Genomic DNA, 12,307 nt, shown 5'->3' with positions numbered 1-12,307 from the left:
TTCGGACGGACCTGCTTGCCTTGTGCCATGCTGCTCTCCCATCACCTTGGTGGAGCAGGTTTGACCTCAGCAATTCAAATCGGTTCGGGGTCGACCCACAGCAAACGGTGAAAGCGCCAAAAATATGCGCTTATTTGCATAAATTCAGGGAATTCGTGGTGCCGAAGGTGAATTTCCCTTGCGTCGGGCGAAATACTGTACAAAAATACAGTCTGTTTATATAACCAGCACTTACCCGCCCATGATCAAGCTCACCGCACGGCAAGAACAGATTCTCAATTTGATCCGCGAGGCCATCGACAACACGGGCTTCCCCCCCACCCGCGCCGAAATCGCCGCCGAACTGGGCTTCAAGTCGGCCAACGCCGCCGAGGAACATTTGCAGGCGCTGGCGCGCAAGGGCGCCATTGAAATTTCACCGGGCACGTCGCGCGGCATCCGCCTGATCGGCGCCTCGCTGGACCTGCCACCAGCAGTGCCGGCCGCGCTCCTGATGATGGCCCTGCCGCTGGTGGGCCGGGTGGCCGCCGGCTCGCCCATCCTGGCGCAGGAACACGTCGAGGCCACCTATAACGTCGACCCGGCCATGTTTTCGGCCAGGCCCGATTTCCTGCTGAAGGTGCGCGGCGAGTCGATGCGCGACGCCGGCATCATGGACGGCGACCTGCTGGCCGTGAAAAAAATCGACAGCGCCAAAAACGGCCAGATCGTCGTCGCCCGCATCGGCAACGACGTCACCGTCAAGCGTTACCGCAAGACGGGCAGCCTGGTCGAATTGTTGCCGGAAAACCCAGACTTCAAGATCATCAAGGTCGACGCCGATGCCGACGACTTTGCCCTCGAGGGCCTGGCGGTCGGCTTGATGCGTACCTGGCATTAATCGCTCGCCCCAGTAAAAAGCCGCCCCGTGGGCGGCTTTTTTATTGCACGCTTATTTCGGCGCCGCGTAGTTGCGCTTGCGGGTGTCCGACTCCGCCTGCTTTTCGGCGGTCGGGCCGTTCTTGACGATTTCGTTGTGCTCCGTGACCCAGGCCTCGGTGGCGCTGCGCCAGGCGGCGATATCGGCCAGCACCAGTTTACTGCTGACCTTGGCTTCTTCGATGATGGTTTGCTGCAGCTGGCCCAGGTAAAGCTCCGCCTGGTCGAGTTCTTCCTTCTTCATCAGGCTGACGACGTCGGCAGGAATTTTCTTGCTCAGGGGCGAGACCGCGTTCAGATTGACGACAAATTCGTTGTAGCAGTTTTGCCAGGTGTCGACGCGGCGTGCCACGGCGTCGATCTCGACATTGTCTTTCGACACGGCCGGCAGGCGGGGCGCCGGGCAACGGTATTTGCCCGATTTGAGGTCGGCGCCGTCGTACTTGCCCATCCAGTAAGCGATATCGCTCCTGCGCGCAAGCCGTTGCTGCATCACCGCCAGCGCGGCGACCGAGGGCTGGTTGCCCTTCGCCGCGGCCTTGCTGAACCAGCCCTTGGCAATGGCGTCGTTGACGGCGCCCGCTTCGCCATACCAATACATCTCGCCCAGGTGCTGCTGCGCCACCACGTTGCCCGCCTCACCGAGCTTGGTATAGAGCTTCAGCGCCTGCGCGTAGTCTTTCTTTTGAAACAGCGCATCGGCGTCGGCCAGTTCATCGGCGTGGGCCAGGGGCAAGGCCAGCGCCAGCGGCAGGAACAGCGAGAACAAGGTGGGTAGTTTCATGGGGCTCGTCAAATAGGGGCAGAGGCACAGTGTAAATGAACTAGACGGCAGGCAGGGCCTCGCTGAAATCGGCCAGCAGATCGGCCTCATCCTCGATGCCCACCGACACCCGGATCAGTGAGTCGGCAATGCCCATGCTGGCGCGGCGCTCGGCGCCCATCTCGAAGAAAATCGTGTGGGCGACGGGAATGACCAGGGTGCGGGTGTCGCCCAGATTACTTGCAGGAATGGCCACCTGCAGGCGATTGAGGTAATCGAAGCAGTCGATACCATCACGCAACTCAAAACTGAGCAGGAAGCCGTGCGCGCGGAACAGTTCGCTGGAAAGGTTGTGCTGGGGATGCGAGGGCAAGCCCGGGTAGTGCACGGCGGCCACGCGCGGATCGGCCTCGAGCATGCGGGCCAGCGCCAGCGCGTTGGCGCTGGCCCGCTCCATGCGCAGCGCCAGCGTTTCGGCGCCGACGGCAATGTGGTGCGCCGCTTCCGGCGCCAGCGAGGCGCCGAAGTCGCGCAAGCCCTTCGCGCGGATCTGCGCCATGCCCCACTGGCGGGGCGGCGTGCGCTTGATGTTGTCAGGGATGTGCGGGTAGCCGCTCCAGTCGTATTCGCCGGTGTCGGTCAGGGCGCCGCCCAACACCATGCCGTGCCCGCCGATCGACTTGGTCAGCGCGTTCACCACCAGGCCCGCGCCGACCGACTTGGGCCGGAACAGGTAGGGCGAGGTCATGGTGTTGTCGACCACGAACAGGATGCCCCGTTCGCGGCACAACTGGCCAATCTTCGCCAGGTCGGCCACCTGGGTGCGGGGGTTGGCGATGGTTTCGGCAAACACCAGCCGCGTGCTCGGTGTGATCGCCGCGGCCACCTGGGCGACATCGGTGGCATCGACAAAATCGACCGCCACGCCCTGCCCCGCCACCGTTTGCCACAGGCTGTTGGTGTTGCCAAACAAAAAGGACGAAGTGATCACGTGATCGCCGGCCCGCAACAGCCCCTGGAACACGGCGCCGATGGCGCCCATGCCGGTGGCGAAGCAGATCGAGGACACGCCGTCTTCCATGCGGGTGATCTTGTCTTCCAGCGCAGCCACCGTGGGGTTGCCCTGGCGGCCGTAGCGAAAGCCTGGCTCCTTGCCCTGGAACACCGAGGCGAGCTGGCGCGCATCGGTGTAGCCGAACGCGACCGAGGTGTGCACGGGCTTGTGCAGCGAGCCGTGTTCGATCGCCTTGCGGCGGTCGTTGTGCAAGATCGTGGTGGTAAAGCCGAAACGCTTTTCTGCCAGTTTGTCGCTCATGGCGCCTCCTATTCGGCCGTGGCAGGCGCCAGGTGCAGGTGGTTGGCCATGGCATCTTCGAGCGGCGCGGCTTTCGGGTGATGGCGGGCGTACTCGAGGCGGTCGAGATAGGCCTGGGTGATGTCGCCCGTCACGTAGATGCCGTCGAAGCACGAGGCCTCAAAATTTTTCAGCGCCGGATTGCAGTCGGAGATCGAGCGCTTGAGGGCGTCGACATCCTGGTACACCAGCTTGTCGGCGGTGATTTCGCGGCACACTTCCTCGGTGCTGCGGCCGTAGGCGATCAGTTCGCCGCGGGTGGGCATGTCGATGCCGTACACGTTGGGAAACAGCACGGGCGGCGCGGCCGAGGCGAAAATCACGTTCTTGGCGCCCGCTTCACGGGCCATCTGCACGATTTCCCGGCTGGTGGTGCCACGCACGATGGAGTCGTCGACCAGCAGCACGTTCTTGCCCTTGAACTCGGAGGCGATCGCATTGAGCTTCTGGCGCACCGACTTGCTGCGGATGGCCTGGCCGGGCATCAGGAAGGTGCGGCCGATGTAGCGGTTCTTGATGAAGCCTTCACGGTATTCGATGCCCAGCTTCAAGGCCAACTGGATGGCAGCGGGGCGCGAGCTGTCGGGAATGGGCATGACGACGTCGATTTCACCGGAACTGAATTCCTTGCGGATTTTCTCGGCCAGGTATTCGCCCATTTTCAGGCGCGTCGCGTAGACCGAGGCGCCGTCGAGGATCGAATCGGGACGCGCCAGGTAGACGTACTCGAAGGCGCACGGGTTGAGCGAGGGGTTATCGGCGCACTGGCGCTGGTGCATGACGCCGTCATTGTCGATGAACACGGCTTCGCCGGGAGCAATGTCGCGCAGGAAATGAAAGCCGATGCCTTCCAGGGCCACCGATTCGCTGGCGACCATGTATTCCTTGCCCGTGTCGGTTTCATTGACGCCGATACACAGGGGACGGATGCCGTAGGGATCGCGGAACGCCAGCAGGCCATGGCCGGCGATCTGGGCGACGACGGCGTAGGCGCCGCGCACGCGGCGGTGCACCATGACCACGGCCTTGAACACGGTGTCCGGGTCCAGCGTGTAGCCGCTGGCCGCTTCCTGGATCTCGTGGGCCAGCACGTTGAGCAACACTTCCGAATCGGAATCGGTGTTGATGTGGCGGCGGTCGTTTTTGAACATCTCCGACTTGAGCTGTTCCTGGTTGGTCAGGTTGCCGTTGTGGGCCAGCGTGATGCCGAACGGGGCGTTGACATAAAACGGTTGCGCTTCTTCCTCGCTCGACGAGCCGGCGGTGGGGTAACGGCAGTGGCCGATGCCCGAGTTGCCTTGCAGCGAACGCATATTGCGCGTGCGGAACACGTCGCGCACGAGGCCGTTGGCCTTGTGCATCGAGAACATACTGCTGTGATTGGTTGCGATGCCTGCCGCATCCTGGCCGCGGTGCTGCAACAGCAGCAGGGCGTCATACAGAATCTGGTTGACCGGTTGTTGCGAGACGACGCCGACAATGCCACACATGGTGCACTCCTAAAGACTGAACAGCCTGTATTGAAAATTGAGAAGGGAAATAGAAATTGAAACTGCTTAAAAATGTACGTGCTGCGCGAAGTCCGCAGGAATAAAAGGTTTGACGGTACGCACCAGTGTTTCCGCCAGCGGCGAGAGCAAGGCGTGCTTCCACAGGTCTTGCTGGGGGATCGCGGTCATACCACACAATATGACGCCGAACAGGACGATCACAATGCCCCGCGCCAGGCCAAACAGGCCACCGAGTCCGCGGTCGGCAAGGCTGAGGCCGCTGGCGGCAATGACGGCGCCCAGCGCCTTCGATAGCAAACCCATCAGTATTCGCACGCCCAGGAACAAGGCGACGAAGGCCACCATCAGGCGCACCGCCTCGCCCGGTATCACGGCGGGCAACATCGGCCCCAGGGTGGCGCCGCACAGATTGGCGACCACGAAAGCCACCACCCAACTCACCAGCGATAAAATTTCCCGCACCAGCCCGCGCAGGGTGCTGATGACCACCGACGCGGCCAAAATAAACAGCACCACATAATCGAACACGGTCACGCCGCCGCCTGTCGCCCGCTGGCCGTCTTACTTTCCATCGGGACGCACCATGCTGCCGCCCAGACCGACCTTGTCGAGCCGCGCGCGCATCTTGTCGGCATCTTCGCGCGAAAACGGGCCGATGCGCACCTGGATGCGCTCGCCCGACGGCGTGCTCACTTTGTGGGTATGGGCGCGGATGCCGGCGGCACTGAGCTTTTCCTGTAATTCGTCCACTTTTTCCTGCGAGGCCAGGGCCGCCACCTGCACCACGAATTTCTGGCCAGCTCCGTCGACTTTCTTCTCCGGCGCCTTGCCTTCGAGGATGGCGAGCGCCTTGGCGTTGTCGTCGCTGATCTTGTCGGCTTTTTCCTGCTTGGCTGCCTTGGCCAGCCTTTTCGCCTCGGCATCGGCCTCGGCCTTCGCTTCCGATTTGATGCGCGCTTTCGCTTCCGCCTCGGCGCGCGCCTTCGCTTCGGCTTCGCTGCGCGCTTTCGCCTCGGCGCGGGCCTCCGCTTTCGCTTTGAGTTCGGCGTCCGCGCGGGCGCGGGCTTTTTGCTCGGCGTCTACATCGGGCTCGGTTTTTTTGACGCTCTTGGGCAAGGCCGCCTTCGCGGCCTGGTTCACGTCCACCGTCTTCACGTCCACCGACTTCACGTCGCCAGGCTCGACCAGTTGTTCTTTCTGGTCCAGCGTGTCGGCCGGGGCGGGCGCCGCGGCCGGCAGTGGCAAGGGCGCCGCTTTCTCACGCGACGGGATCTGGATGGCGATATCGTTGGCGATGGGTTTCGGTTCGGCGTCGAGCAGCATCGGCAAGCCGACGGCGACGGCCAGCGCCAGCGCGATGGCGCCCACCAGGCGGCGGCGTGCGCGCTTTTTCTCGGGCAGGACGGGGTCGTCGGCCGTGCGCCCCTTGCGCGTGGCACGGGGCGCGGCCCCTTCGCCGGCGCTGGAGGCGCGCTTGGAGCGGGCTCGCACGGCGGCCGGATCTTCTTCGCGGGAAAAATACCCGCTGTCCTGGCCGGCCGGTTCTTGCTTGTTTTTACTGAAGAGAGAGAACAAGCCCATGCGATCTTTTTGTCAGTGGTGAGAAGGTTTGCGTGCTGCCATGACGCCGGCAACGGTATAAAACGAACCGAAGACCACAATTCTATCATTCTCTCCGGCACGGCTGATGGCATCGGCATAGGCCAGCGCCGGATCGGCGAAGCCGCGCACCGAGCGCTCGCCCGGTTTGCCGTCTTCGGGCGCGAGCGCGTCGACGATATCGGTCAGCGTTTCCAGGCTGGCCGAGCGGGGCGACGGCAAGGCCGCCAGGCACCAGTGGTCGATGTGCGCGGCCATCGGCCCCACCACGCCGGCGATGTCCTTGTCCTGCATCACGCCAAACACGGCGTAGGTGTAGGGGTGAAATCCCATATTGCCCAGGTTTTGCGCCAGCGCGGAGGCGGCGTGGGGATTGTGGGCGACGTCGAGAATGACGGTGGGACGCCCCGGCAGCACCTGGAAGCGACCGGGCAACTCCACCACCACCAGGCCCGTGCGCACTTCCTGCGCGCCCACCGGCAGTTCCATGCGCAATACTTCCAGCGCCGCCAGCGCGGCCGCCGCGTTCAGAAGCTGGTTGGCGCCGCGCAAGCTGGGATAGGCCAGCGCATTGCGGCGCTGGCTGCGCCCGCCATAGTTCCACTGCTGCTGGTCGCCCGAATAGTTAAAATCGCGCCCCAGCAGCCACAGGTCGGCGCCGATCGCCTCGGCGTGCGCCACCAGCGAGGCGGGCGGCACGGGGTCGGAACAGATGGCCGCTTTGCCCGGGCGGAAAATCCCCGCCTTTTCAAAGCCGATTTTTTCGCGCGTGTCGCCCAGGTAATCCGTGTGGTCGATGTCGACGCTGGTGACGATGGCCACGTCGGCGTCGATGACGTTGACGGCGTCGAGCCGCCCACCCAGGCCCACTTCCACGATCGCGACATCAATGCCGCTGCCGGCCAGCAAATGCATGATGGCCAGGGTGGTAAATTCAAAATACGTCAGTTGCACCTCGCCCCGCTGCGCTTCGACGGCGTCGAAGGCGGCCACGAGGTCGGCGTCGCTGGCCAGTTCGCCATTGACGCGGGCGCGCTCGTTAAAGTCGAGAAAGTGCGGCTTGATGTACAAGCCCACCTTGTAGCCGGCGCGCAGCAGGATCGCTTCGAGCATGGCGCAGGTGGAACCCTTGCCGTTGGTGCCGGCCACCATGATGACGGGACAGGCAAACTGCAAGCCCATCGCCTCCTTGACGGCGGCGACGCGCGCCAGGCCCATGTCGATATGAACTTCGGCGTGGCGCGACTCGAGCAGGGCCAGCCAGGCGGGCAAGGTGGTGGGGAGGGAGGACATGGGCGACTTGGGGGAACGTAGGGGGCAACTTCGGAGGCAACTTCGGAGGCAACTTCGGCGCTGACTTCAGGGGCAAGGCGCGCGCCGGGAAGGCGCGCGCGAACCGGCAAACAAGGGCAGGATGGTGCTCAGGCGATCACTTCGACCGCCTGGTTTTGCAGCAGCGCCAGCAGGCGGGCGATTTCTTCACGCATTTTGCGGCGGTCGACGATCATGTCGACGGCGCCCTTCTGTACCAGGAACTCGGCACGCTGAAAACCTTCCGGCAATTTTTCGCGGACCGTGTTTTCAATCACGCGGGGACCGGCAAAGCCGATCAGCGCTTTCGGTTCGGCGATGACGACGTCGCCCATGAAGGCGAACGAGGCCGACACGCCGCCCATGGTGGGGTCGGTCAGCACGCTGATGAAGGGCAGCTTTTTTTCCGACAGCTTGGTCAGCATGGCGGTGGTCTTGGCCATTTGCATGAGCGAGAGCAAACCTTCCTGCATGCGCGCGCCGCCAGTGGCGGTGATGCAGATGAAGGGCACCTTTTGCTCAAGAGCAATTTGCGCGCCGCGCACGAAGCGCTCGCCCACCACCGAGCCCATGGAGCCGCCCATGAATTCGAATTCGAAGGCCGCCACCACCACGGGCAAGCTCATGATGGAGCCGCCCAGCACGATCAGGGCGTCGGTTTCGCCCGTCGCTTCCATGGCCGCCTTGAGGCGATCGGGGTATTTTTTGCTGTCCTTGAATTTGAGCGTATCGACCGGCAAGGTTTCCTGGCCGATCTCGTAGCGGCCGCCTTCGTCGAGCAGGCTGTCGAGGCGGGCACGGGCACGGATGCGCATGTGATGGCTGCATTTTGGACAAACGTGCAGGTTCGACTCCAGGTCCGTGCGGTACAGCACCGCCTCGCAGGACGGGCACTTGACCCACAAGCCTTCCGGCATGGTCTTGCGGGAGGCAGCATCGGAGCGCTGGATCCGGGGTGGCAGCAGTTTTTCCAACCAACTCATACGTTCTCCTTCGGGCAATTCTTAAGTTGGCCGTAGTTTAGCCGCAAGCGCCCCGCTTGTCGAACTTTGGCCGTGCAGACGGCAATTGCATCGACCAATGGTTAGTCGAAGCTTATCACCACCTGAAACGGACCGGCACACCATTTGCGTGCGCCGCAAACGCCGTTTTACGGGGCGTCGAGCGCCTCGCGGATGCCGCTGACAAACGCTTGTACGGCCGCGCAGGCGTGCTCGGGTGGCGTATTTTCCAGCTCCTGGATGATCCGGCTGCCAATGACGACGGCATCGGCCACCTGGGCCACGGCGCGCGCGGTGGCGCCGTCGCGGATGCCGAAGCCGACGCCGATGGGCAGCTTGACGTGTTCGCGGATGGCCGCCACGCGCCTGGCCACGTCGGCCGTGTCGATGGTGCCGGCGCCGGTGACGCCCTTGAGCGAGACGTAATAACTAAAGCCCCCACCCACCCGCGCCACCTGGGCGATGCGTTCAGGCGTCGAGGTGGGCGCCAGCAGGAAAATCAGGTCCAGGTCAGCCGCGCGCATGGCGGCGGCAAACTCCTCGCACTCTTCCGGCGGATAGTCGACGACGATGGCGCCGTCGGCGCCGGCGCTGCTGGCGGCGTCGACGAAGCCCTTGATGCCGATCCGCTCGATGGGATTGGCGTAGCCCATCAGCACCACCGGGGTGGTGTTGTCGGTGAGGCGGAACTGGCGGACGAATTCAAACACGTCTTTCAGGCCGATATGGAACTTCAGGGCGCGCTCGCAGGCGCGCTGGATCACCGGCCCCTCGGCCATGGGGTCCGAGAACGGCACCCCCAGTTCGAGGATGTCGGCGCCGCCGGCGACCATCGCGTGCATCAGCGGCACGGTCAGTTCTGGCGCGGGGTCGCCGGCGGTGATAAAGGTGACGAGGCCGGTTTTATGGGCCGATTTCAGGGCGGCGAAGGTGGCAGCGATACGGGACATGGCAAGTCTTTCGTGAAAGGTGACGGGAGAGCGATACAGGTTTAACTGAAATCGAGTCCCATCCGCTCGGCCACGGTGTGCATGTCCTTGTCGCCGCGGCCGGACAGGTTGACCAGGATCGACTGGTCCTTCGGCAGGCCGGCCGCCAGCTTGGTGGCGTAGGCGATCGCGTGGGCCGATTCGAGGGCGGGGATGATGCCCTCGATGCGGCAGCAGTCGTGAAATGCGGCCAGCGCTTCCTCGTCCGTGACGGCGACGTATTCGGCGCGGCCCAGGTCTTTGAGCCAGGCGTGTTCGGGGCCCACGCCGGGATAGTCGAGGCCGGCCGAGATCGAGTGGGTCTCGATGATCTGGCCGTCGTCGTCCTGCAGCAGGTAGGTGCGGTTACCATGCAATACGCCGGGACTGCCGGCACCCAGCGCGGCGGCATGCTTGCCCGTGTCGAGTCCCTCGCCGGCCGCTTCGACGCCGATCAGGCGCACGTTCGGCTGGTCGATGTAGGGATAAAAAATGCCCATGGCGTTGGAGCCGCCGCCGATACAGGCGAGCACGTAATCGGGCTGGTGACCGATCATTTCCGGCATCTGCCACAGGCATTCCTCGCCGATGACGGCCTGGAAGTCGCGCACCATCATCGGGTACGGGTGCGGGCCGGCCACCGTGCCGATAATATAAAAGGTGTCTTCGATGTTGGTGACCCAGTCGCGCATGGCCTCATTGAGCGCGTCCTTGAGCGTTTTCGAGCCCGATTCGACGGGCACCACGGTCGCGCCCAGCAGCTTCATGCGATAGACGTTCTGCGCCTGGCGCTTGACGTCCTCGCTGCCCATGTAGACGACGCATTCGAGGCCGAAGCGGGCGCAGATGGTGGCGGTGGCGACACCGTGCTGGCCGGCGCCCGTCTCGGCGATGATGCGCGGCTTGCCCATGCGGCGCGCCAGCAGGGCCTGGCCGATGACGTTGTTGATCTTGTGGGCGCCCGTGTGGTTGAGGTCTTCGCGCTTGAAGAAGATCTGCGCGCCGCCCACCTGCTCGGACCAGCGCCGCGCGTGATAGACGGGCGACGGCCGGCCGACGAAGTGCTTGAGCTCGTAGCGGTACTCGTCGAGGAATTCCTGGTCCTTGCTGTAGCGGGCGTAGGCTTCGCTCAGCTCGGCCAGCGCATGGCTGAGCGTTTCGGCGACGAAGGCGCCGCCGTAGGGGCCGAAGTGGCCGCGGGCGTCGGGCAGCTGGTAGTCGGTGGCGTGAAACAGGGGGGCGCCAGTGGCGCGGTCAGGGCGTTGCGTTGTCATGGGGTGTCTCGGAATGGGTGGCGTCTGCCGCCCGCACCGCACGAATGAAATCGGCGATCTTGCGGGCGTCCTTGATGCCCTTGCCCAGTTCGACACCACTGCTGATGTCGACGGCGAAGGGACGAACACGTACCACCGCGTCAGTCGCGTTTTGTACGCCCAAGCCACCACTTAAAACGACCCGAGGCGCGAGTTCTTTTGGAATGAGAGACCATTCAAACACCTTTCCTGCGCCGCCATATGCATCGACAAAGGTATCGAGCAACAGGCCCGCATACCAGGTGCTGGCGGAGCGGTACCTGTGCTCGTATTCTAGCAGTTCGTCCGCGCCCGTGTCGGGCTTGACGCGGAACACCCGCAGGAAGGGCGTGCGCACGGCGTCGGCGATGGCCGCGCACTGCGCCGGGGTCTCGTCGCCGTGCAGCTGCAGCAGGGTAAACGGCGCCGTGTCGTGGACCGCCTTGACCTCGGCGGCGCTGGCGTTGACGAACAGCGCCACCGCGCTCACGAACGGCGGCATGGCGCCGATCAGGCTTGCCGCCTGGGCGGGGGTGACGTAACGGGGGCTGGGCGGGTAGAACACGAAGCCGAGGGCATCGGCGCCGGCGGCTACGGCGCTGGCAACGTCCTCGGCGCGGGTGAGGCCGCAAATTTTAATCCGGGTGCGGTGCATGGACTGGCCTGTCAGAGTGAAAACCACGGCAGCAGGCTGCCCGCTTCCTGCGGCAGGCCCCACTTCGGGTCGTAATCGATTTTTGCCAGGTACAGGCCGTCCGGCATGAAGGTGGGCGCGGCCTCGTGGCGGTCGCGCGCGCGCAGCAGTTCGCCAATCCATTCGGGGCGCTGGCGGCCATTGCCCACGTAGATGAGCGAGCCGACCAGGTTGCGCACCATGTGGTGCAGGAAGGCGTTGGCGCGCAGGGTGAACACGATGGCGTCGCCGCTGCGTTCGATGCGGATCGACTGCATGTCCTTGACGGGCGACTTGGCCTGGCACTGCGAGGAGCGGAAGGCGGTGAAATCGTGCTGACCGATCAGGTGGGCGGCGCCGGCGCGCATGCGCTCGACGTCGAGCGGGCGGAAGGTCCAGCCGGCCTTGCCCGCCAACAGGGGCGAGCGCACCGGGTGGTTGTACAGCACGTAGTGATAGGTGCGGGCGCGCGCCGAAAAGCGCGCGTGGAACTCGAGGTGGGGGTCATGCGCGGGCGCCTGCGCCACCTCGCTGGCCCAGCGCACGGCGATCGAATCGGGCAGGAAGGTGTTCACGCCGCGCACCCACGACTGCGTGTCGCGCGTCAGTTCGGTGTCGAAGTGGACCACCTGTTCGAGCGCGTGCACGCCGGTGTCGGTACGCCCGGCGCAGGTGGTGGCGACATCGACGCGGGCAAACCTGGCCAGGGCGATTTCCAGCTGATCCTGGACGGTGTGGCGGTCGAGCTGTTTCTGGTAGCCGTTCCACGGTGCGCCGTCGTACTGGACGCCGAGTGCGATCCGTTTCAAATTGGGTCCTGTGCGGAAAATGCGGGCCTTCGCCCCGCGGATAAAAACAGGCAGGGCCTGACAACGATACAGGCGGCGACGCCAATACGACGTGGCGCAAGCACACCG

Annotated in this window: 12 protein-coding genes; 1 reads left to right on the top strand and 11 read right to left on the bottom strand. The window is 64.3% G+C overall.

The genetic code is table 11. The annotated features are described in order from the left end of the window. Window positions 1-241: 241 nt before the first annotated feature. Complete coding sequence (lexA, locus tag ACP7EY_RS04105) at window positions 242-880, top strand: transcriptional repressor LexA (protein ID WP_426190736.1); 639 nt, start codon at window positions 242-244, stop codon at window positions 878-880. A gap of 51 nt (window positions 881-931) precedes the next feature. On the opposite strand, the gene ACP7EY_RS04100 is transcribed toward lexA, so the two are convergent. The 11 genes from ACP7EY_RS04100 to truA all read right to left on the bottom strand — a co-directional run bounded on the left by ACP7EY_RS04100 (window position 932) and on the right by truA (window position 12,199). Next, entirely contained in the window at window positions 932-1,702 is a 771-nt protein-coding gene (locus tag ACP7EY_RS04100; RefSeq protein WP_426190734.1) for a tetratricopeptide repeat protein, read from the bottom strand. Between the two features lie 40 nt (window positions 1,703-1,742). Then, window positions 1,743-2,996 (bottom strand): cystathionine gamma-synthase family protein, encoded by a 1,254-nt coding sequence (locus tag ACP7EY_RS04095; protein ID WP_426190732.1) that lies wholly within the window; start codon window positions 2,994-2,996, stop codon window positions 1,743-1,745. A gap of 8 nt (window positions 2,997-3,004) precedes the next feature. Beyond that, a complete protein-coding gene (gene purF, locus ACP7EY_RS04090) occupies window positions 3,005-4,525 on the bottom strand; it encodes an amidophosphoribosyltransferase (RefSeq protein WP_426190730.1) in 1,521 nt (506 codons plus the stop codon). Between the two features lie 66 nt (window positions 4,526-4,591). Then, complete coding sequence (locus ACP7EY_RS04085) at window positions 4,592-5,080, bottom strand: CvpA family protein (protein ID WP_426190728.1); 489 nt, start codon at window positions 5,078-5,080, stop codon at window positions 4,592-4,594. 27 nt (window positions 5,081-5,107) lie between these two features. Further along, complete coding sequence (locus ACP7EY_RS04080; RefSeq protein WP_426190726.1) at window positions 5,108-6,127, bottom strand: SPOR domain-containing protein; 1,020 nt, start codon at window positions 6,125-6,127, stop codon at window positions 5,108-5,110. 12 nt (window positions 6,128-6,139) lie between these two features. Further along, window positions 6,140-7,438, bottom strand: coding sequence for a bifunctional tetrahydrofolate synthase/dihydrofolate synthase (gene folC / locus ACP7EY_RS04075; protein WP_426190724.1), 1,299 nt, complete (start codon window positions 7,436-7,438; stop codon window positions 6,140-6,142). 128 nt (window positions 7,439-7,566) lie between these two features. Then, window positions 7,567-8,439 carry an acetyl-CoA carboxylase, carboxyltransferase subunit beta gene (gene accD / locus ACP7EY_RS04070; RefSeq protein ID WP_426190722.1) on the bottom strand — a complete coding sequence of 291 codons (873 nt, stop codon included), beginning with the start codon at window positions 8,437-8,439 and terminating at the stop codon, window positions 7,567-7,569. A gap of 167 nt (window positions 8,440-8,606) precedes the next feature. After that, entirely contained in the window at window positions 8,607-9,407 is an 801-nt protein-coding gene (trpA, locus tag ACP7EY_RS04065; RefSeq protein ID WP_426190720.1) for a tryptophan synthase subunit alpha, read from the bottom strand. A gap of 41 nt (window positions 9,408-9,448) precedes the next feature. Then, the gene (gene trpB / locus ACP7EY_RS04060) at window positions 9,449-10,699 is read right to left on the bottom strand and encodes a tryptophan synthase subunit beta (protein WP_426190718.1); all 1,251 of its coding nucleotides are present in this window, start codon (window positions 10,697-10,699) and stop codon (window positions 9,449-9,451) included. Continuing rightward, complete coding sequence (locus tag ACP7EY_RS04055) at window positions 10,680-11,372, bottom strand: phosphoribosylanthranilate isomerase (protein WP_426190716.1); 693 nt, start codon at window positions 11,370-11,372, stop codon at window positions 10,680-10,682. The genes trpB and ACP7EY_RS04055 overlap by 20 nt, the downstream gene beginning before the upstream one ends. A gap of 11 nt (window positions 11,373-11,383) precedes the next feature. After that, window positions 11,384-12,199: a tRNA pseudouridine(38-40) synthase TruA gene (gene truA, locus ACP7EY_RS04050; protein ID WP_426190714.1), complete on the bottom strand. Its 816-nt coding sequence runs from the start codon at window positions 12,197-12,199 to the stop codon at window positions 11,384-11,386. Window positions 12,200-12,307: the final 108 nt, after the last annotated feature.

This window comes from Massilia sp. DWR3-1-1, assembly GCF_049898325.1.
Classification (GTDB): domain Bacteria; phylum Pseudomonadota; class Gammaproteobacteria; order Burkholderiales; family Burkholderiaceae_D; genus JAFCUW01.
The sequence above is the reverse complement of the archived record's forward strand: the minus strand, read 5'-3'. Positions and strand labels throughout refer to the sequence as shown.

What these genes read in the sequence shown, in the direction of transcription:
- folC (WP_426190724.1), bottom strand. Translation starts at nt 7,438, where the DNA reads ATGTCCTCCCTCCCCACCACCTTGCCCGCCTGGCTGGCCCTGCTCGAG.
- ACP7EY_RS04080 (WP_426190726.1), bottom strand. Translation starts at nt 6,127, where the DNA reads ATGGGCTTGTTCTCTCTCTTCAGTAAAAACAAGCAAGAACCGGCCGGC.
- accD (WP_426190722.1), bottom strand. Translation starts at nt 8,439, where the DNA reads ATGAGTTGGTTGGAAAAACTGCTGCCACCCCGGATCCAGCGCTCCGAT.
- ACP7EY_RS04055 (WP_426190716.1), bottom strand. Translation starts at nt 11,372, where the DNA reads ATGCACCGCACCCGGATTAAAATTTGCGGCCTCACCCGCGCCGAGGAC.
- ACP7EY_RS04095 (WP_426190732.1), bottom strand. Translation starts at nt 2,996, where the DNA reads ATGAGCGACAAACTGGCAGAAAAGCGTTTCGGCTTTACCACCACGATC.
- trpA (WP_426190720.1), bottom strand. Translation starts at nt 9,407, where the DNA reads ATGTCCCGTATCGCTGCCACCTTCGCCGCCCTGAAATCGGCCCATAAA.
- trpB (WP_426190718.1), bottom strand. Translation starts at nt 10,699, where the DNA reads ATGACAACGCAACGCCCTGACCGCGCCACTGGCGCCCCCCTGTTTCAC.
- lexA (WP_426190736.1), top strand. Translation starts at nt 242, where the DNA reads ATGATCAAGCTCACCGCACGGCAAGAACAGATTCTCAATTTGATCCGC.
- purF (WP_426190730.1), bottom strand. Translation starts at nt 4,525, where the DNA reads ATGTGTGGCATTGTCGGCGTCGTCTCGCAACAACCGGTCAACCAGATT.
- ACP7EY_RS04100 (WP_426190734.1), bottom strand. Translation starts at nt 1,702, where the DNA reads ATGAAACTACCCACCTTGTTCTCGCTGTTCCTGCCGCTGGCGCTGGCC.